Origin of the sequence: Streptomyces sp. NPDC005496 (assembly GCF_042872045.1) — a bacterium.
In the GTDB taxonomy this organism is placed as follows: Bacteria; Actinomycetota; Actinomycetes; order Streptomycetales; family Streptomycetaceae; genus Streptomyces.
On record NZ_JBIAJQ010000011.1, the window covers coordinates 226,369 to 245,277 of the forward strand.

Sequence of the window (18,909 nt, forward strand, 5' to 3'; positions counted from 1 at the left end):
CGGCGCCTACTTGAGCAGCCGGGACAGCCGGCGGTCCGCGAGCGGCTTCCCGCCGGTCTGGCAGGTGGGGCAGTACTGCAGCGAGGAGTCACTGAAGGAGACCTCGCGGATGGTGTCGCCGCACACCGGGCAGGGCTCGCCGGTGCGGCCGTGCACCCGCAGCCCGCTCTTCTTCTCCGCCTTGAGCCGTCCCGCGGCCACGCCGCGCGAGCGCTCGACGGCCTCGGTGAGCGTGGCGCGCAGTGCCTCGTACAGCCGCCGGGTCTCCTCGGGCGTGAGGGAGGCGGCCAGCTTGAAGGGCGACATCCTGGCCGCGTGGAGGATCTCGTCGCTGTAGGCGTTGCCGACGCCGGCGATGAGGCTCTGGTCCCGCAGCGCGCCCTTGAGCTGCCGCCGCTCGCCCGCGAGGAGCCCGGCGAACCGGTCTTCGTCGAAGTCGGCGGCGAGCGGGTCGGGGCCGAGCCGGGCCACGCCGGGGATGTCCGCCGGATCCCGTACGACGTACACGGCGAGGCGCTTCTGCGTGCCGGCCTCGGTCAGGTCGAAGCCCTCCCCGGTCTCCAGGGCCGTCCGCAGGGCGAGCGGGCCCTTGCCGGGGCGGGGCGGGCCGTCGGGCAGGCTGTCGCGCCAGTGCAGCCAGCCCGCCCGGGCCAGATGGGTCACGAGGTGCAGGCCGTCCGCGTCGATGTCCAGGAACTTGCCGTGCCGGTGCACGGCGGTGACCTCGCGGCCCTCCAGCGCGGTGAGCGGAGGGTCGTAGGTCTTCAGGACGCTGATCGCGACGGGCAGGACACGGACGATCTCGCGGCCGACGAGATGGTCGGCGAGGAAGTCCTTGAGTGCTTCGACCTCGGGCAGTTCCGGCATACGTCCAGAGTGCCACCCGGCGCGGGCGGCGCCACGTCAGTCCCGCTCAGGGACGGTGAACTCGCACCACAGGCACTTGCCGCCGCCTCGGGCCTCCACGCCCCATCCGTCGGTGAGCAGGTCGACGAGCAGGAGGCCGCGGCCGGAGACTCCGGACTCCCCGGCCTCGCGGCGGCGCGGCAGCGCGCTGGAGGAGTCCTCGACCTCCACCCGGAGCCTGCGGTCGGCGCCGCCGGTGAGCGCGCGGAGGGTGACGACGGCGGCGCCCTCGGTGTGCATGAGGGCGTTGGTGATCAGTTCGTCGGCGACCAGTTCGATCTCGTCGGCGCGGTCGTCCGCTCCCCAGGCGCGGACCGCGGCGCGGATCATGTGGCGGGCCTCGCGAAGGGCCTCCGGGTCGCCCGGCGCGACGTGCTGCTGGAGCCGTCCGCCGGTCTGCCGGGTGGGGCCGCGGCGGCGCAGCAGCAGGAGGGCCACATCGTCGTCGCCGCCGCGCTCCTCGGCGACGTCGATGAGCCGGTCGGCGAGCGCGCGTACGTCGTCCGGCCCGGAGCGGACCAGCTCGCGCAGGGTCCGCATGCCCTCGTCGAGGTCGATGCCGGGCTGTTCGACGAGTCCGTCGGTGTAGAGCAGCAGGGTCTGGCCGGGATCGAGTTCGACGGTGTCGACGGGGTAGGTGAGGCCTCCGAACTCCGCGGACAGGCCGAGCGGCAGGCCGCCCTCGACGGGCAGGCGGCGGCAGGTGCCGTCGGTGTGGCGCAGCATCGGGTCGATGTGCCCGGCCCGGACGACCTGGACGACGCCGGTGGACAGGTCGGCCTCCGCGTACAGGCAGGTGGCGAAGCGGTCGGTGTCGAGTTCGTGCAGGAAGACCGAGGCGCGGGCCATCACGGTGGCGGGCGTGTGCCCCTCGGCCGCGTAGGCGCGCAGCACGATGCGCAGCTGGCCCATGACGGCGGCGGCGTGCGTGTCGTGGCCCTGGACGTCGCCGATGACGGCGCCGACGCGTCCGCCGGGCAGCGGGATGAGGTCGTACCAGTCGCCGCCGATGTCCCGGCCGAGGGCGGCGGAGCGGTAGCGGACGGCGAGGTCGGCGCCGGGCACGCTGGGGATGGAGCGCGGCAGCATGGCCTGCTGGAGCCCCTGGGCGAGGTCCTTCTCCTGCTCGAAGAACATGGCCCGCTGGAGGCTCTGGGCGATGCTGCTGCCGAGGGCGACGAGGACGTTGCGCTCCTCCGCCGAGAAGCCGCGCCGGTCGTTGTAGAGCAGTCCGATGGCGCCGATGGGCCTGGCCTGCACGATGAGCGGCAGGTACGCGGCGGAGGTGATCTTCAGGTCGGTGATGTTCGGCCACAGCAGGGGGTAGGACTCGGCGAACTCCTGCGGCGACTCGATGAAGTGCGGGACCAGGGTCCGTACGACCTCGTTCATCGGGTAGGGCTCGTCGAGGCGGGTGACGCGGGTGCCGGGCACGTAGCTGTCCTCGGGGCCGGCGGCGACCAGGCGGACCCGGCCGGCTTCCAGGAGTCCCATGACGAGGCTGGTGGCGCCCAGGTGGGTGATGCCGTGGGTGCTCTCCAGGACGTCGATCACGTCCTGGACGGTGCGGGCGTGGGCGAGCGCCGCGGTGGTGATCTGCACGACGCTCGTCTGTTGCCGGCGGGCCCGGTCCTCGGCGGCCTGCTCGCGCCGCGCGGCGCTCTCGCTCAGCTCGTGGGTGGCGTCGCGGACGATGCCGAGGATCCTGCGGGGGCGGCCGGTCTCGTCGCGGTGGATGTAGCCCTGGGTGTGCGTCCACCACAGGGAGCCGTCGCGGTGCCGGACGCGGAAGTAGGCGCCGTAGTTGGCGCTGCCGTCCTTGAGGGCCTGGGAGACCATGGTGTCGAGGCCGTGGGCGTCGGCGGGCGGGACGCGTGTGCCCAGGGTCTGCGGGTGGCCGTCGTACTCCTGCGGGCTCATGTCGAACACGGCGAGGGCCTGGGCGTCCATGTACATCAGCGCGGTGTCCAGGTCCCAGTCGAAGCTACCCATGCGGTTGAGCGCCATGATCGGGTCCGGGTGGGCGGGCCAGTCGTCCGGGAGTGACAGGGCGCTCGCTCCCCGATCAACCATGCGCCCACCTTGCCAGGATTTACCCGATTGTTCGACTTATGGGCGCCCTTCGTGCGGTCTCCCGCGGGCTCCGGGACGCCGCCGGGACCGGTTGCGGCGTCCGGGTGAGTGTGGCGGGTGCCGACAGCGGTAACGCAGCGTCACACTGGAGGTGGAACGAGGAGGCGGTCGTGGAGTGGTTCTCGGCATCCGGGTACTGGCTGAGCCGGGCGGTCTTCCAGCGCTCGCTGGCCGGCGTGTACCTGGTGGCGTTCCTGACGGCGGCGCTCCAGTTCCGGGCGCTTCTCGGGGAGCGCGGGATGCTGCCCGTGCCCCGCTTCGTCGCCCGGGTGCCGTTCCGCCGCGCGCCGAGCGTGTTCCACCTCCACTACTCGGACCGGTTCTTCGCGCTCTGGTGCTGGGCCGGCTGCGCGGTGTCGGCGGCGCTGCTCGCGGGGCTGGACTCGCGTCTGCCCCTGTGGGGCGGCATGCTGCTGTGGCTGGTCCCCTGGGCCCTGTACCTGTCGGTCGTGAACGTCGGCCAGACCTGGTACGGCTTCGGCTGGGAGTCCCTGCTCCTGGAGGTCGGGTTCCTCGCGGTGTTCCTGGGCAACGACGAGGTGGCGCCGCCGGTCGTCGTCCTCTTCCTGCTGCGCTGGGTGCTGTTCCGGGTCGAGTTCGGCGCGGGGCTGATCAAGCTGCGCGGCGACGAGTGCTGGCGCAAACTGACGTGCCTGGACCACCACCACGAGACGCAGCCGATGCCGGGTCCGCTGAGCTGGTTCTTCCACCACCTGCCCAGACCCGTGCACCGCGTCGAGGTGGCCGCCAACCACTTCACCCAACTGGTGGTCCCGGTACTGCTGTTCGCGCCGCAGCCGGTCGCGACGGCGGCCGCGGCGCTGATGATCCTCACGCAGCTGTGGCTGGTCCTGTCGGGCAACTTCTCCTGGCTGAACTGGATCACGATCGTGCTGGCGCTGTCCGCAGTGCAGTTCCCCGTGTCGGCCCCGGACACCTCCGCGCCGCCGCTCTGGTACGAGGTCGTCGTCCTGGCCGTCGCCGTGGTGCTGCTGGCCCTGAGCTACCGCCCGGCGCGCAACCTCGTGTCCCGGCGCCAGGTGATGAACCGCTCCTTCGACCCACTTCATCTGGTCAACACCTACGGCGCGTTCGGCAGCGTCAGCCGCGTCCGCTACGAGGTGGTCGTCGAGGGCACCGCCGACGAGACGGCGCGGGAGGACGGTAACTGGCGGGAGTACGAGTTCCGCGGCAAGCCGGGTGATCCACGGCGCTGGCCACGGCAGTTCGCCCCGTACCATCTGCGGCTCGACTGGATGATGTGGTTCGTGGGCCTGTCCCCCGCGTACGCCGGGCCGTGGTTCGGGGTGCTGGTGGAGCGGCTGCTGGAGAACGACCGTGCCACGCTGCGGCTCCTGCGCCGTTCGCCGTTCCCCTCGGACAGCCCCCCGCGGTTCGTGCGGGCCCGTCTCTTCCGCTACCGCTACACGACCTGGCGGGAACTGCGCGAGACGGGCGCGTGCTGGCACCGGACGTACGTGCGGGAGTTCCTGCCGCCGACGCGGCTGGACGCGGGCTCTCAGAGGCGGTAGACGCGGGTGGCGGTGCGGGTGAGGACGTCGGCGCGTTCACCGGCGCTCAGCTCCCGCGTCAACTCGTGTGCGGAGTCGACCACTTCGGCGTAGCTCGCGGCGAGGGTGCACACCGGCCAGTCCGAGCCGAACATCAGGCGGCCGGGGCCGAAGGCGTCCAGGACGGTGTCGGCGTACGGACGCAGGTCGCCGGTGCTCCAGTGGGCGGGATCCGCCTCGGTGACCAGGCCGGAGAGCTTGCAGACGGTGTTGGGGAGGGCCGCGAAAGCCCGGACGCCGGAGGCCCAGGGCTCCAGCTCGCCGGAGGCGACGGGCGGTTTGCCGAGGTGGTCCAGGACGAACGTCAGCCCGGGCAGGGCGGCGGCCGCCCCGACGCAGGCCGCGAGCTGCCGCGGCAGGACGACCAGGTCGTACACGAGTCCCGCCGCCGCGACGGCCGCCAGTCCCCGCCGCACCTCGGGCCGCAGCAGCCAGGCCGGGTCCGGCTCCCCCTGGACCTGGTGCCGGACGCCCCGCAGGTACCGGCCGCCGGGCAGTTCCGCCAGCCGTGCCAGTTCCTCGGCAATGTCCGGGCGGGTCAGGTCGGCCCATCCGACCACTCCCCCGATCAGCTCGCTGCCCCGGGCGAGGAGCAGGAGTTCGGGAGTCTCCTCGGGGACGGTCACCGTCTGGACGAGCACGGTGCGTTCCACGCCCGCGGCGCCTGCCTGCGGTTCGAGGTCGCCGAGGGTGAAGTCCCGCCGTAGCGGCAGCAGTTCCGGACCGGTGATCCAGTCCTGGTCGCGGACGGAGAGGTCCCACAGGTGGTGGTGCGCGTCGACGCTCACGGCAGCTCCCACACGACGGGCAGGCCCGCGTCGCCGCCCGCGCCGGAGTAGTCGTGGACGACGTCGAGCAGTTCGGCCATGCGGGCCTGCCAGGCGACGTTCACCGGCAGCCTCTCCAGCTCGGCGAGCAGCCGCCGGTAGTCCTCGCACTCCAGGACGTGGAAGAGGTCGGTGCCGCTGCGCCAGATCGTCCATCGCGTGGCCCCGGCGGCCCGGATCGCGGCGGTCAGCTCCTCGGGCACCTCGCGGTGGGCGGCCTCGTAGGCGGCGACGGCGTCCGCGCGGACCCTGGTGTGCAGGGCGACCCTCACGACGGCTGCTCCCCCGGTACGGGGACGGGGGCGTCCTCGGGCAGCAGGCGCTGCTCGCGCAGCTCCTGCCAGAAGGCGGCCGGCACCGGCGTCGCGAACTGCTCGGCGCAGTCCCGTACTTCGGCGGCCGAGCGGGCGCCGACGAGGACGCTCGCGACCGCCGGATGCGCCGCGGGGAAGGCGAGGGCGGCGGCGCGCAGCGTGGTGCCGTGCCGTTCGGCCAGGGTCTTCAGGCGCAGGGCCCGCTCCAGCAGCTCGTGCGGCGCCGCGGCGTAGTCGTACGTCGCTCCCGGTCGCGGGTCCGCCAGCAGGCCCGAGTTGAAGGCACCGCCGACGACGACGGAGGTGCCGCGTTCCCGGGCCGCGGGCAGCAGGTCGGCCAGCGCCCCGTGGTCGAGCAGGGTGTAGCGGCCGGCGCACAGCACGACGTCGACGTCCGTCTCGCGCACGAAACGGGTGAGCATCGCGGTCTGGTTCATGCCCGCGCCGATGGCCCGCACCACGCCTTCCGCGCGCAGCTTCTCGAGCGCGGGGTAGCCCTCGCGGAACGCCTGCTCGGCGTGGTCGTCCGGGTCGTGGAGGTAGACGATGTCGACGCGGTCGACGCCGAGCCGGGTGAGCGCGGCCTCCAGGGTGCGCCGCACGCCGTCGGCGCCGAAGTCCCAGACCCGGCGGTGGCCGGCGGGCACGGCGAAGCCGTTGGCGAGGTCGTCGCCGCCCGCGTCGGTGGGCTCGAGGCGGCGGCCCACCTTGGTGGAGAGGACGTAGTCGGCGCGGGGCCGGTCGCGCAGGGCGGCACCGAGGCGGCGCTCGGAGAGGCCGAGGCCGTAGTGCGGGGCCGTGTCGAAGTAGCGGATGCCGGCCGCCCAGGCGGCGTCCACCGCCCGTCGTGCCTCTTCCTCGCCGACGGGGGTGTACAGGTTGCCGATGCCCGCCGCGCCGAAGCCGAGGGGGCCGGTCTCGACGCCGCTGCGCCCGAGCGGGCTCACCGGGCGGCCGGACGCGGTCGCAGCCCCTGCATGCCGCCGTCCACGGCCAGGGCGGTGCCGGTGGTGGCGCCGGACAGGGGGCTCGCCAGGTACGCGATGGCCCCCGCGACCTCGGCCGCCGACACGAGGCGTCCGGTGGGCTGCCGGGCTTCCAGCGCGGCCCGCTCGGCGCCGGGGTCGGGAGCCGCGTCGAGCAGGCGTCCCACCCAGGGGGTGTCCACGGTGCCGGGGTTGACGCAGTTGACGCGGATGCCCTCGCGGACGTGGTCGGCGGCCATGGCGAGCGTGAGGGAGAGGACGGCGCCCTTCGAGGCGGAGTACAGCGCGCGCTGGGGCAGGCCCGCCGTGGCGGCGACCGAGCAGGTGTTGACGACGGACGCGTGCGCGGACTCCCGCAGGGCGGGCAGGGCGGCGCGGGTCGTGCGCACGATGCCGAGGACGTTGACGTCCAGGACCCGGTGCCACTGCTCGTCGTCGTTGTCCTCGACCGTGCCCTGGGCGCCGATGCCCGCGTTGTTGACGAGCACGTCGAGTCCGCCCAGCTCCGTCAGCGCGGCGGCCACCGCCGACCGCACGGACGCGTCGTCGGAGACGTCGGCCCGGTACCCGAGCAGCGGGGCGGCCACCCCGCCCGGTTCGAGGTCGAGCACGGCGACGCGGGCGCCGCGGGCGGCGAGGAGTTCGGCCGCGGCCCGGCCGATGCCGGAGGCCCCGCCCGTCACGAGCGCCCTGAGACCCGTGAAGTCCCCGCGTTCCTGAGAGGCCGTCATGCCGCTTTCTCCTTCGGGTCGGTGCGTGACTGCTGTGCGAGGTCGGCTGCCCAGAAGGTACCTCCGGGGAAGGTGTACTCCGCGATGGACTCGGGCCGCATGGTGGCGGAGAAGCCGGGTGCGGTGGGCGCCGCGTAGTGACCCCCGCGGATCACCACGGGGTCGACGAAGTGGTCGTGCAGGTGGTCGACGTACTCGATGACCCGGTCGTCGGTGGTGCCGGCGAGGGACACGTAGTCGAACATCGACAGGTGCTGGACGAGTTCGCACAGCCCCACCCCGCCGGCGTGCGGGCAGACGGGTACGCCGTACTTGGCCGCGAGCAGCAGGATGGCGAGGTTCTCGTTGACGCCGCCGACGCGGGCCGCGTCGATCTGCAGGATGTCGACGGCGCCGGCCTGGAGCAGTTGCTTGAAGACGACGCGGTTCTGCACGTGTTCGCCGGTGGCGACCTTGACCGGGGCGACGGCCCTGCGGACCGCGGCGTGGCCGAGGACGTCGTCGGGGCTGGTCGGTTCCTCGATCCAGTAGGGCTCGAACTCGGCGAGGGAGTCGACCCAGGTGATCGCCTCGTCGACGTTCCAGCGCTGGTTGGCGTCGATCGCGACGCGGATGCCGGGACCGACCACCGAGCGCGCCACCCGCAGCCGGCGTACGTCGTCCGCGCGGTCCGCGCCGACCTTCAGCTTGATCTGGGTGAAGCCGTCAGCGACGGCCTGGGCGGCCAGGCGGGTCAGTTTCTCGTCGCTGTAGCCGAGCCAGCCGGGTGAGGTGGTGTAGGCGGGGAAGCCCTTCTCCCGCAGGGTCGCGGCGCGTTCCGCTGCCCCCTCCCGGCCGTGGCGCAGCAGCGCCAGCGCCTCCTCGGGGGTGAGGGCGTCCGTGAGGTAGCGGAAGTCGATCTGCCCGACCAGCCACCGCGGTTCGGCGTCCGCGAGGAGCTGCCACAGCGGCTTGCCCGCGCGCTTGGCGGCCAGGTCCCAGACGGCGTTGACGACGGCGCCGATCGCCATGTGCATCACGCCCTTCTCGGGCCCGAGCCAGCGCAGTTGGCTGTCGCCGACCAGGTCCCGGCTCAGCGAACCCGGGTCGGCGCACAGTTCGTCGACGGGGCGTCCGGTCACGTGTGCCCGCAGGGCCTCGATCGCGGCGACCTGGACCTCGTTGCCCCGCCCGATGGTGAACGTGAAGCCGTGGCCCTCGTGGCCGTCGGCCGCGTCGGTGCGCAGCACGACGTACGCCGCCGAGTAGTCGGGGTCGGGGTTCATCGCGTCGGACCCGTCGAGTTCGCGCGAGGTCGGGAAGCGGATGTCGTAGGTGTCGACCGCGGTGACGCGGGCGGCGGTTGGGGACACGGGAGGCCTTTCGGTCCGGGACTCGGGGCGTGCGGGCGTCGGCCGGGGGTCAGTCCTGGGCGCGTCCCGTCGTCAGGCGGGCGATCATCAGGGCGACGAGGATGATCCCGCCGTAGATGGCCTGGATCCAGAAGGACGGCACCTGGGCGAGGGTGAGCAGGTTCTGCACGACACCGAGGAGCAGGACGCCGGTGAGGGCGCCGAACATGGTGCCCTTGCCGCCGTCGAGGCTGATGCCGCCGATGACCGCCGCCGCGAACACGGTGAAGATCATGTTGTTGCCCTGGTTGGCGCTGATCGCCCCCACGTAACCGGTCTGCATGATCCCGCCGACCGAGGCGAGGACTCCCGCGACGACGAACACCCCGAGCATCACGCGCTCGACGCGGATGCCGGCCGCCCTGGCCGCGTCCGCGTTGCCCCCGATCGCGTACAGCGCGCGCCCGACCCGGTGGTACTTGAGGACCAGCCCGGCGACGCCGAACGCGACGGCGGCCAGCCACACGGACAGCGGGACGCGCAGGAAGGTGGTGGTGGCCAGGGAGAAGAACGCGTCGGGCATCCCGAACAGCGTCTTGCCCTTGGTGGCGCCGACCAGCAGGCCGCGCAGGATGATCAGCATCGCCAGCGTCACGATGAACGCGTTGAGTTTGAACTTCACGACGAGGATGCCGTTGAAGGCGCCGATGGCGGCGCCCACGACGAGGATCGCGAACAGGGCCAGCGCGGCGGGGAGCTCCGCGCCCCAGCCGGACTGGGCGGCGGGCAGGACCAGCAGCGCCCCGACCGCCGGCGCGATGCCGACGACGGATTCGAGGGACAGGTCGAACTTGCCGGTGATGAGGACCAGCGACTCGGCGAGCACCACCATGGCGAGGGCGGCGGAGGCGCCCAGGACGGAGATCAGGTTGCGCTCGGTGAGGAAGGAGTCGTTGAGCACGGCGCCGAGGACGAGCAGCAGCAACAGCGCGGGGACGAGGGCGAGTTCGCGGGCGCGGCGCAGCAGGACGGACTGCCCGGCGCGGCCCGCGGGCGCGCGGACGGAGGCGGGGGTCGAGGCCGACGGGGCCTTCGTGTCAGCCATGGTCCACTCCTTCGATGGAGGCGATCAGCTCGTGGTCGCGCCAGCCGGCCGGGTGCTCGGCGACGACGCGGCCGTGGAAGAGGACGAGCACCCGGTCGCAGCGGCGCAGGTCGTCGAGTTCGTCGGAGACGACGAGCACGGCGGTGCCGTCCTCGCGGGCGCTGTCCATGCGGGCGAGCAAGGACTCCTTGGACTTCACGTCGACGCCCGCTGTGGGGTTGATCAGGACGAGGAGCCGGGGGTCGGAGGCGAGGGCGCGGGCCATGACGACCTTCTGCGCGTTGCCGCCGGAGAGGTCCGAGACTGGCTGTTCCGGGCCCTCGGTGTGGATGCCGAGGCGCCGGATCAGCTCGCCGGCGAGGCCGCGTCTGCGGTCGGTGCCGATGAAGCCGTGGCGGCCGAGACGGTCCGGGACGGTCATGGTGGCGTTGTCGCCGACGCTCATCGCGGGGACGAGGCCCTGCTCGTGCCGGTCACGGGGGACGCAGCCGACCCCGGCCCGCAGCGCCGCCCGCACGTCGCCGAACGGGAGCGGTTCGCCGTCCAGTCGGGCGGTGCCGGCGGTCGGCGTGTGCAGTCCCGCGAACGACTCGGCGAGCTGGATCTTGCCGCTGCCGCTGGACCCGGCGAGGCCGACGACCTCGCCCTGGCGGACGCTCAGGTCGACCTCCGCGTACGCCTCGGACGAGAGCCCCCGGGTGTCGAGCACGACGGGCGCGTCCTCGTCCACCGCGGCCGTGCGGACCGCGGCCCGTTCGGCGACGGCGAGGGACTCCCCGGCCATCGCCTCCACCAGTGCCGGGCGCGGGAGTTCGGCGACCGGTGCGGTGGTGATCCATCGGGCGTCGCGCAGCACGGTCACGGTCTGGCAGACCTCGTAGACCTCCTGGAGGTGGTGCGAGATGAACAGGAAGGTGACGCCGGAGTCCTGGAGCGCGCGCATGCGGGTGAAGAGGCGGTCGATCTCCCGGTTGTCGAGCTGCGCGGTCGGCTCGTCCAGGACGATGAACCGAGCGCCGAAGCTCAACGCCCGCGCGATCTCGACCATTTGGCGGTCCTCGACCTTGAGGTCCGCGGTCCGGGCGTCCGGGTCGACACGCACGTCCCAGGTCTCCAGCACCTCGGCCGCCTGTGCTCTGAGCCTGCGCCAGCTGATGAACCCGCCGCGGCCCACCGGCTGCCGGTTGACGAAGAGGTTCTCGGCGACCGACAACTCCGGTACCACGGTGGGTTTCTGGTAGACGCACGCCACTCTGCGGCGCCAGGCGTCGCGGTCGGCGAGCGGCGGCGCGCTCTCGCCGTCGAAGCGGACGGTCCCCTCGTCGGGCGCCTGGAGGCCGGTGAGGACGGCGACCAGGGTGGACTTGCCGGCGCCGTTGCGTCCGACGAGCGCGTGCGACTCCCCCGGCATGACGGTGAGCTGGCCGTCCCGGAGCGCGACGGTGGGACCGTACCGCTTGGCTATCCCCCGCGCCTCCACAAGTGGTGTGCTCATCCGACCGTGTTGCCCCACAGCTCGGCGTCGTCGACGTTGTCCTTGGTCACCAGCGGCGCGGGCAGCTGGTCCTCCAGGATTCCGCCGGGCAGCCTGACGATCTCCGAGTCGTGGTCGGTGGGACCGGGCTCGAACGTCTTCCCGCGCATCGCCGCCTTGATGTAGTACATGCCGTACTTGGCGTACGAGTCGGCGGGCTGCGAGACGGTGGCGTCGATCTGGCCCTTGCGGATGGCGTCGAACTCCTGCGGGATGCCGTCGTTCGAGACGATCGTGATGTGGCCCTTGGCACCCGTCGTCCTGAGCATGCCCTTGGACTTGAGCGTCTGCAGGGTCGGGGCGAGGTAGACGCCGCCCGCCTGGAGGTAGATGCCCTTGATGTCGGGGTTGGCGTTCAGGAGGGTGTCCAGCTTCGAGGCGGCGGTGTCGGACTCCCACTTCGCCGGGATCTCCAGGACCTTCAGTTTCGGGTGCTTCTTCTTCACGCAGGTGCGGAACGCCTCGGAGCGCTCCCGGCCGTTGACGGACGCCAGGTCGCCCATGATCTGCACGACCTTGCCCGAGGTGATCTGCTTGCCCAGGTAGTCGCAGGCCTTCTCGCCGTAGGCGACGTTGTTCGCGCGTACGACCATGGCCACCTTGCCCTTCTCGGGGGCGACGTCGACGGCGACCACGGGGACGCCCTTGCGCTCGGCCTGGTCCAGCCCGGCGGCGATCGCGGCACTGTCCAGCGGGGCCACGACCAGGCCCTTCACGCCCTGGTTCAGCTGGTTGTTGATGTCGGTGATCTGCTGCGAGGGATCGCTGTTGGAGTTGACCGTCTTCAGCGCGTCCACGCCCTCGGACTTCGCCATCTTCGGCACGTAGTCGTTGTACGACTGCCAGAACGGCGAGGTCAGCAGGGGCAGGATCACCCCGACCTTGCCGCTGCCGTCGCCCTTCCCGCCGCCGCCGACCGCGGTGTCCTTGGTGCTCCCGCATGCCGTGAGCGCGAGGGCGACGCAGACGGCCGCAGCCGCCGCACGCACCGCCCGTGACGTGCCTCGCCTGTTCCGCACAGTTCTGCCGGCCATCTGACGGCTCCTCATCGAGCGTGATCGAGCAGTGATCGGATGCTGGTCGAGCGCGTGGGCCTACGACCCCGGCACGGCCCCGGCCGGAAGTCCCTCTGCCGACCGCGACGAATATTTATCAGACCACTTGGGAGCCACAACACCCTCCGGAGCCAACTTTTCCCGGTTTCCGGCCGTAGTGGTCCGACCACATGGGTGATTAGACTGCGCGCACCCGGCAACAGGAGGAAGCGGCGTGGACGAGAGCCAGCCTCGGGAAGCGCAGACGGCACCGCCGAAGTGCACGGTGACGCAGCGCGCCATCGAGCGGATCAAGGCGATGATCGGCGAGGGCCGCCTGGAGCCCGGCCAGCGGCTGCCCACCGAGCGGGACCTCGCGGCACAGCTCGGCATGTCCCGCAGCTCGATGCGCGAGGCGATCCGGGCGCTCACCGTCCTCGGCGTCCTGGAGGCCCGGCACGGATCGGGCATCTACGTCACGCAGTTGGAGGCCGGGGACCTGCTGGAGACCTTCGGTGTCGTGGCCGACCTCTCCCGGGGACCGCGGCTCGTCGAACTCCTCGAGGTGCGCCGCGTCCTCGAATCGACGGCGACCGCCCTGGCCGCCGCGCGCATCACGCCCGACCAGCTCGCCGAGGTCGAGAAGCACCTGCTGGCGATGAACGCGACGGACGACCCCGAGGAGATCCTCGCCCACGACCTCGCCTTCCACCGCGCGATCGGCGCCGCGGCGGGCAACGAGACCATGGCCGCGATCCTGGAGGGGCTCTCCTCCCGCACCTTCCGCGCCCGGGTGTGGCGCGGCTACCAGGAGGAGGGCGCCTTCGAGCGCACCCGCCGCGAGCACGCCGCGATCCACCGCGCCCTCGTGGCCCGCGACCCGGAAGCGGCCCGAGCGGCGGCGGCAGCCCACGTGGGCGAGGTGGAACAGTGGCTACGCAGCCAGCTGGAGCCGTGAGAACGGCAAGGGTTCTCCGTGGCCGGCTGAACAGCATGCGGCGCGCAGCTCCAGCCCCTCCGGCGCTTGAGGAGCGGGCCCGAAAGGCCAGGTCCACAAACCCAGCCCCTCCGGCGTTTGAGGAGCGGGGCCCGGGGCGGAGCCCCGAGTCGGGACCGGAGCCGCCCCGTCACCCGACCGGCCCGGGCGCACAAAATCAGCCCCTCCGGCGTTTGAGGAGCGGGGCCCGGGGCGGAGCCCCGAGTCGGAACCGAAGCCACCCCGGAGCGGGGAACCCTGGTCACGCGACCCCACCCCCTCCGGCGCCGGAGAAGCAGGCCCCAGCCCCGACACCGCACGTCGGGACTGAACCCGCCGCCACCCGGCAAGGAACCCCGGGGACACCCCCCAAGGGCCCTCACCGCAAGGTGATCACCCCCGCTTCAACCGAAGCGTCACCAACTCGAACGGCCGCAACGGCATCCGAAGCCGCCCCCCGTCCCGCTCGGGCCCCACCGCATCGGCGAGCGGCCGCTCCAGCAGATCCGTCACGGTGACGTCCTCGAAGGGGAACCCTGCCGTGAGGGTGACCCGCGACCGCCCGCCCCGGGACTCGTGGAACCGGACGACCACGTCCCCGCTCCCGTCGTCGGCGAGCTTGACCGCCGTCACCACGACGGCGTCCTGCTCGACGGTGACGAGCGGCGCGACCTCCTGGGAGCCCGACACCCGCCGCTCCGGCAGGTTGATCCGCCACCCCTCGCGCACCGCGTCACCGATCGCCGCCCCCGGCACCAGCGCGTGCCGGAACCGGTGCACACCCTGGTCGGTCTCGGGGTCGGGGAACCGCGGGGCGCGCAGCAGCGAGACCCGCACGGTGGTGGTCGTACCGGAGTCGCCGTCGCGCACGGTACGGGTCACGTCGTGGCCGTACGTCGAGTCGTTGACGACGGCCACGCCCCAGCCGGGCTCCTCGACGTGCACGAACCGGTGGTTGCAGGCCTCGAACTTGGCGGCCTCCCAGCTGGTGTTGGTGTGCGTCGGCCGGTGGAAGTGCCCGAACTGCGTCTCGGAGGCGTACCGCTCGGCGTGCACGTCGAGCGGGAACGCGAGCTTCAGGAACTTCTCGGTCTCGTGCCAGTCGACCTCGGTGTCGATGCCGAGTCGCTGTTCGCCGGGGGCGAGCGACAGCACCTGGGTGACCCGTGACGCGCCGAAGGAGCGGACGACCCGTACCGAGACACCGTCGTCGCCGGGCGCCACCTCGTCGGCGTCGACCAGGTCGGTGACGGTGTTGCGGTAGAACTCGTCGACGTCCCAGGCGTCCCACATGTTCGGGAAGTCGGGGTGCAGTTGCAGCAGGTTGGCGGCCTGTCCGGGTGCGACCGTCTCGCGGTCGGCGGCCAGGTCGTACGCGGAGACGACCAGGCCCCGCGCGTCGATCTCGACCCGCAGCATCCCGTTGTCGAGGACATAGCCGCCGTCCGGGCGGGGCTCAAGCGCCGTCTCGCCGAGGACGGCAGGGGTCCGGGCGCCGCCCGCCGGGACCCCGTCGCGGGTGTGCGGCGCCGAGTTGAACACCAGCGGCGCGGAACCCTCACCGGCCAGCGCCCGCTGCGCCGCGTCGATGATCGCGTTCAGCTCCTCGGCGACCCGCTCGTACGTCCTGCGGGCCTCGCGGTGCACCCAGGCGATGGACGAGCCGGGCAGGATGTCGTGGAACTGGTGGAGCAGGACCGTCTTCCAGATGCGGTCCAGGTCCTCGTAGGGGTAGGCGAACCCGGTGCGGACGGCCGCGGTCGCCGCCCAGAGCTCGGCCTCCCGCAGGAGGTGCTCGCTGCGGCGGTTGCCCTGCTTGGTCTTGGCCTGGCTGGTGAGCGTGGCCCGGTGCAGCTCCAGGTACAGCTCGCCCACCCAGACCGGCGCGTTCGGGTACTCGGCCTGCGCCTTCTCGAAGAACTCCTCGGGGGTCTCCCAGACGACGGTCGCGGAGCCCTCCAGGTTCCGCAGCCTGGCCGCCTTGGCGACCATCTCGCGTGTCGTGCCGCCTCCGCCGTCACCCCAGCCGGTGGGCGCCAGGGAGTGCCGGGCGACCCCCTTGTCCTTGAAGTTGCTCGCGGCGTGCGCGATCTCGCTGCCCTTCATGGAGCAGTTGTAGGTGTCGACGGGCGGGAAGTGGGTGAAGATCCGGGTGCCGTCGATGCCCTCCCACTGGAAGGTGTGGTGCGGGAACTTGTTGGTCTGCGACCACGAGATCTTCTGCGTCAGCAGCCACTTGGAGCCCGCCGCCTTGATGATCTGCGGGAGGCCCGCGGCGAAGCCGAAGGTGTCGGGCAGCCACGCCTCCTCGTTCTCGACGCCGAACTCCTCCAGGAAGAACCGCTTGCCGTGCACGAACTGACGGGCCATCGCCTCCGACCCCGGCATGTTCGTGTCGGACTCGACCCACATGCCTCCGGCGGGCACGAACCGCCCGTCGCTGACGGCCTTCTTCACCCGCGCCCACACCTCGGGCCGGTGCTCCTTGACCCAGGCCCACTGCTGGGCCTGGGACATGGCGAAGACGAAGTCGGGCTCGTCCTCCAGCAGCGCGGTCATGTTGGACGTCGTGCGGGCCACCTTGCGCACGGTCTCGCGCAGCGGCCACAGCCACGCCGAGTCGATGTGCGCGTGACCGACGGCGCTGATGCGGTGGGCGGAGGGTACGGCGGGCTCGGCCAGCACCCCTTCGAGCCGGGCGCGCGCGGCGGCCGCCGTGCCGTTGACGTCCTGGAGGTCGACGGCGTCGAGAGCGCGCTCGACGGCGCGCAGCAGGTCCCAGCGCCGCGCGGACTCCACCGGCAGCTCGGCCATCAGCTCGCCGGCCACCTCCAGGTCGATCACGAGGTTCCACACCGTCTCGTCGAAGACGGCCAGGTCCATGCGGGTGAGGGTGTACTGCGGCTCGGTGCCGGCGGTCTCCTTGTCGCCGAGGGGGGTGGGCACGAAGGGGTGGTAGTCGAGGATCACCGGGTTGGAGGCGGCCTCGACGTGCAGCAGGACCTCCTCGCCGCCCTCGGCCGGGGCACCGATCCGAACCCACTGGTTGCGGGGGTTCAGCCCCTTCACCGGGGTGCCGTCGGGCCGGTAGACGAGGCCCTCGCACTGGAAGCCGGGCATGTTCTCGTCGAAGCCGAGGTCGAGGATCGCCTCGACGTGGCGTCCCGCCCACTCCTTCGGGACGGTCCCGGTGACCCGGAACCAGCTGGTGCCCCACGGAGCACCCCAGCGCGCGCCGACCTCGATCGGTGCCGGGTCGGCCGCCAGGCCCTCGGCGACCGGCACGGGCTCGCCCGGCGCGTTCCACACCGCCACGTCCAGCGGTACGGACTCGGGATACACGGCGGGGCGGATGCGCTCGTCGAGGACGCGCTTGAGGCGGGCTTCGACCAGGGTGCGGTCGTCATGCATGAAGTGCTCCGTGGGTGTGGGTGCGGGCTACCAGGTATGGGTGGTCGTGGTGGCTGAGGAGATGGTGAACAGCTCCCCCACCGCGCGTACTTCGAACCGCGCGGCGGCCTCCCCCTGTGCGGGGGCGAGGCCCTTGACGAAGAACGCGCGCTGGCAGGTGCCGCCGAGGAAGCGGCGTGTGCCGTCGGGCAGGACGCGGTGCAGCTCGTAGTGGCGTACGGCGCCGGGGGCGGCCTGCCACCTCAGGCGCAGGCTGCCGCCGTCGGCGTCGGTGACGCGCAGGCCGGTGGGCGCGGCGGGGATCACCTTCGCGTTCCGGACGGCGAGCCCGCCCAGCCGCAGGCGGACCGAGGATCCGCGGCGGGCCGGGGTGAGCCGGACGGCGATGGCGTGCGCGGTCCCGGACAGCCCGCTCAGCCGCACGGTGGAGGTCCGCCAGCCGCCGCTGCCCGCCTCGACGGGGAACCAGGTGTACGGCGGGGCCCCGCCCGGCGTGCCGGGTTCGGCGGTGGCGACGCCCAGCTCGACCCTGACCGCGCCCGCGTCGGTGCGGTGGGTCAGCTCGGCCACGGTGTCCGCGCTCAGCGGCAGCCGGGTGGCGTAGAGGTCCAGGGTGACGGGGGCGTCGAGAGTGCCGTCGACGAGCACGCTGCTGCCGCCGCGCCAGGCGTCCGCGAAGTCGAAGGCGACGGCGGGACGCCTCCCGGTGGTGCGCACGACCCAGCGGCGGGAGGGCAGCCGGTCCTGGAGACCGAGGTGGTTCCACGCCGCGTCCGAGGTGACCTTGCCGCCGTCGTACCACTTCAGGCCGTGCCCGGTGTTGAAGGTGGTGGCGAAGGGGACGGCGGTGACGGTGGAGCGGTCGGCGACGGAGAGCGCCGGGGCACGCCAGGTGGCGCCGGTGTCGGGCCGGGAGGGGTCGAGGGAGGCGCCGGTCCAGAACGCGTCGTCGGCCGCGTGGAAGTCGCCGGGGGTGCGGCCGGCGGGCAGGTGGTTGCGGGTCCACTCGGGCCGGTAGAGGCCGAGGGAGACGACGTGGTCCTTGTCGGCGGGCACGATGGCGTCCCAGTCGACGGAGGTGTTCGTGCCGTTGGCCTCGACGTCGACGCCCGCCCACAACTCGTAGGGGATGCGGTCCAGTTGCCGGGCGGTCGTGGCGGAAGAGGAGAGGCTGCTCCGTGACCAGCGGAAGTCGACGAACATGGAGTCGGCGGCCTGGAAGAACGCCTTGTTCCGGTCGTTCAGCGCTCCCTGCCAGCTGACCGAGCCGTTCGTGGTCATCGAGTCGTACCAGGTGACGCGCTGCCCCTTCGCGGTGCCGAGCGTCCTGAGCTCGGCGAGGAAGCCGAGCATGTCGGCGGCCAGGGCGGCGTCGCCGCCGCCGGTCTCGGCGTTGACGAACCAGCCGTCGAAGCCGTACGCGGCGGCGACCGCGACGAGTCGCTCCGCCAGCGGGTGGTGCCCGGACGCGTCCTTCTGCACGAGGTCGCGGGTCCACTGGAGCTGTCCGCCGTAGGCGGCGGGCGGCAGGAACACGTTGCCGAGAACGGGCACGCCGTGGCGGTGGGCCGCGTCGACGATCGGCGCGTTGGGCGCGAGGATCAGTCCCTCGCCGGACGAGCCGCCCCAGAAGACGAGTTCGTCGAGGTACGCCCAGTGGGTGAGGGCGTAGTAGTCGGCCGTCGCCGCGCCCTGGGAGGGGTTGCCCGCGGTCGGGCCGAAGGAGACGAGGGACTGGACCCGGGCCTGGCCGTCGCGGGCCGTACGGTTCGCCGGTGTCGGGGTGAAGCGCGCGGCCAGCGGTACGGACGCCGTGTTGAAGGGCAGGTCGGGGTCGTCCTCGGCCCGCCACGCCTTGAGGCTGCGCCAGGTGATGCCGGCGCCGGGGCTGCCGGCGGGCAGCGAGTCGGGGTACCAGTACGAGGCGTACGGCTGGAGGTCGCCGGTGGCCGCCGCGGCCGCGGTGGACAGGCCTGGGACGAGCCCGGCGGCGACGCCGGCTCCGGCGAGCAGGACGGTGCGTCTGCTGAGGTTCACGGTGTGCTCCGTA

14 protein-coding genes are annotated in these 18,909 nt (G+C 72.6%); 2 read left to right on the forward strand and 12 right to left on the reverse strand.

Going from position 1 to position 18,909, the window contains the following annotated elements; all coding sequences use genetic code 11:
- Nucleotides 1–6 precede the first annotated feature (6 nt).
- Together ACFYQQ_RS30635 and ACFYQQ_RS30640 are read right to left on the reverse strand one after the other, a co-directional pair.
- On the reverse strand, nucleotides 7–867 hold the full coding sequence (locus ACFYQQ_RS30635; protein ID WP_355785928.1) for a DNA-formamidopyrimidine glycosylase family protein: 861 nt from the start codon (nucleotides 865–867) through the stop codon (nucleotides 7–9).
- A 36-nt stretch (nucleotides 868–903) separates the two neighbouring features.
- Nucleotides 904–2,979 carry a SpoIIE family protein phosphatase gene (locus ACFYQQ_RS30640; RefSeq protein ID WP_355785931.1) on the reverse strand — a complete coding sequence of 692 codons (2,076 nt, stop codon included), beginning with the start codon at nucleotides 2,977–2,979 and terminating at the stop codon, nucleotides 904–906.
- Between the two features lie 170 nt (nucleotides 2,980–3,149).
- On the opposite strand from ACFYQQ_RS30640, the gene ACFYQQ_RS30645 reads away from it, so the two are divergent.
- The gene (locus ACFYQQ_RS30645) at nucleotides 3,150–4,571 is read left to right on the forward strand and encodes a lipase maturation factor family protein (protein WP_356165274.1); all 1,422 of its coding nucleotides are present in this window, start codon (nucleotides 3,150–3,152) and stop codon (nucleotides 4,569–4,571) included.
- On the opposite strand, the gene ACFYQQ_RS30650 is transcribed toward ACFYQQ_RS30645, so the two are convergent.
- The 8 genes from ACFYQQ_RS30650 to ACFYQQ_RS30685 are packed head-to-tail and all read right to left on the reverse strand — an operon-like array spanning nucleotide 4,559 to nucleotide 12,472.
- Nucleotides 4,559–5,398: an amidohydrolase family protein gene (locus ACFYQQ_RS30650; protein ID WP_388905911.1), complete on the reverse strand. Its 840-nt coding sequence runs from the start codon at nucleotides 5,396–5,398 to the stop codon at nucleotides 4,559–4,561. The two genes, ACFYQQ_RS30645 and ACFYQQ_RS30650, sit on opposite strands and share 13 nt — an antisense overlap.
- Nucleotides 5,395–5,709 (reverse strand): L-rhamnose mutarotase, encoded by a 315-nt coding sequence (locus ACFYQQ_RS30655; protein ID WP_355787018.1) that lies wholly within the window; start codon nucleotides 5,707–5,709, stop codon nucleotides 5,395–5,397. The genes ACFYQQ_RS30650 and ACFYQQ_RS30655 overlap by 4 nt, the downstream gene beginning before the upstream one ends.
- The gene (locus tag ACFYQQ_RS30660) at nucleotides 5,706–6,698 is read right to left on the reverse strand and encodes an aldo/keto reductase (RefSeq protein ID WP_355787021.1); all 993 of its coding nucleotides are present in this window, start codon (nucleotides 6,696–6,698) and stop codon (nucleotides 5,706–5,708) included. The genes ACFYQQ_RS30655 and ACFYQQ_RS30660 overlap by 4 nt, the downstream gene beginning before the upstream one ends.
- Nucleotides 6,695–7,468: an SDR family oxidoreductase gene (locus ACFYQQ_RS30665; RefSeq protein WP_355787024.1), complete on the reverse strand. Its 774-nt coding sequence runs from the start codon at nucleotides 7,466–7,468 to the stop codon at nucleotides 6,695–6,697. The genes ACFYQQ_RS30660 and ACFYQQ_RS30665 overlap by 4 nt, the downstream gene beginning before the upstream one ends.
- Nucleotides 7,465–8,820: an L-fuconate dehydratase gene (locus ACFYQQ_RS30670; protein WP_355787030.1), complete on the reverse strand. Its 1,356-nt coding sequence runs from the start codon at nucleotides 8,818–8,820 to the stop codon at nucleotides 7,465–7,467. Before ACFYQQ_RS30670 ends, ACFYQQ_RS30665 begins: the two co-directional genes overlap by 4 nt.
- Before the next feature lie 49 nt (nucleotides 8,821–8,869).
- Nucleotides 8,870–9,904, reverse strand: coding sequence for an ABC transporter permease (locus tag ACFYQQ_RS30675; protein ID WP_356165264.1), 1,035 nt, complete (start codon nucleotides 9,902–9,904; stop codon nucleotides 8,870–8,872).
- Complete coding sequence (locus tag ACFYQQ_RS30680; RefSeq protein ID WP_388905916.1) at nucleotides 9,897–11,399, reverse strand: sugar ABC transporter ATP-binding protein; 1,503 nt, start codon at nucleotides 11,397–11,399, stop codon at nucleotides 9,897–9,899. Before ACFYQQ_RS30680 ends, ACFYQQ_RS30675 begins: the two co-directional genes overlap by 8 nt.
- On the reverse strand, nucleotides 11,396–12,472 hold the full coding sequence (locus tag ACFYQQ_RS30685; protein ID WP_355791857.1) for a sugar ABC transporter substrate-binding protein: 1,077 nt from the start codon (nucleotides 12,470–12,472) through the stop codon (nucleotides 11,396–11,398). The genes ACFYQQ_RS30680 and ACFYQQ_RS30685 overlap by 4 nt, the downstream gene beginning before the upstream one ends.
- 235 nt (nucleotides 12,473–12,707) lie before the next feature.
- On the opposite strand from ACFYQQ_RS30685, the gene ACFYQQ_RS30690 reads away from it, so the two are divergent.
- Nucleotides 12,708–13,430 carry a FadR/GntR family transcriptional regulator gene (locus tag ACFYQQ_RS30690; RefSeq protein WP_356165258.1) on the forward strand — a complete coding sequence of 241 codons (723 nt, stop codon included), beginning with the start codon at nucleotides 12,708–12,710 and terminating at the stop codon, nucleotides 13,428–13,430.
- Nucleotides 13,431–13,841: 411 nt separating this feature from the next.
- Here the strand turns inward: ACFYQQ_RS30690 and ACFYQQ_RS30695 are convergent, their stop codons facing one another.
- Together ACFYQQ_RS30695 and ACFYQQ_RS30700 are read right to left on the reverse strand one after the other, a co-directional pair.
- A complete protein-coding gene (locus ACFYQQ_RS30695; RefSeq protein WP_356165256.1) occupies nucleotides 13,842–16,859 on the reverse strand; it encodes a glycoside hydrolase family 38 C-terminal domain-containing protein in 3,018 nt (1,005 codons plus the stop codon).
- Between the two features lie 27 nt (nucleotides 16,860–16,886).
- Complete coding sequence (locus tag ACFYQQ_RS30700) at nucleotides 16,887–18,896, reverse strand: endo-beta-N-acetylglucosaminidase (protein WP_355781722.1); 2,010 nt, start codon at nucleotides 18,894–18,896, stop codon at nucleotides 16,887–16,889.
- Between the last annotated feature and the right edge of the window lie 13 nt (nucleotides 18,897–18,909).

What these genes read in the sequence shown, in the direction of transcription:
- ACFYQQ_RS30685 (WP_355791857.1), bottom strand. Translation starts at nt 12,472, where the DNA reads ATGGCCGGCAGAACTGTGCGGAACAGGCGAGGCACGTCACGGGCGGTG.
- ACFYQQ_RS30665 (WP_355787024.1), bottom strand. Translation starts at nt 7,468, where the DNA reads ATGACGGCCTCTCAGGAACGCGGGGACTTCACGGGTCTCAGGGCGCTC.
- ACFYQQ_RS30635 (WP_355785928.1), bottom strand. Translation starts at nt 867, where the DNA reads ATGCCGGAACTGCCCGAGGTCGAAGCACTCAAGGACTTCCTCGCCGAC.
- ACFYQQ_RS30640 (WP_355785931.1), bottom strand. Translation starts at nt 2,979, where the DNA reads ATGGTTGATCGGGGAGCGAGCGCCCTGTCACTCCCGGACGACTGGCCC.
- ACFYQQ_RS30675 (WP_356165264.1), bottom strand. Translation starts at nt 9,904, where the DNA reads ATGGCTGACACGAAGGCCCCGTCGGCCTCGACCCCCGCCTCCGTCCGC.
- ACFYQQ_RS30680 (WP_388905916.1), bottom strand. Translation starts at nt 11,399, where the DNA reads ATGAGCACACCACTTGTGGAGGCGCGGGGGATAGCCAAGCGGTACGGT.
- ACFYQQ_RS30695 (WP_356165256.1), bottom strand. Translation starts at nt 16,859, where the DNA reads ATGCATGACGACCGCACCCTGGTCGAAGCCCGCCTCAAGCGCGTCCTC.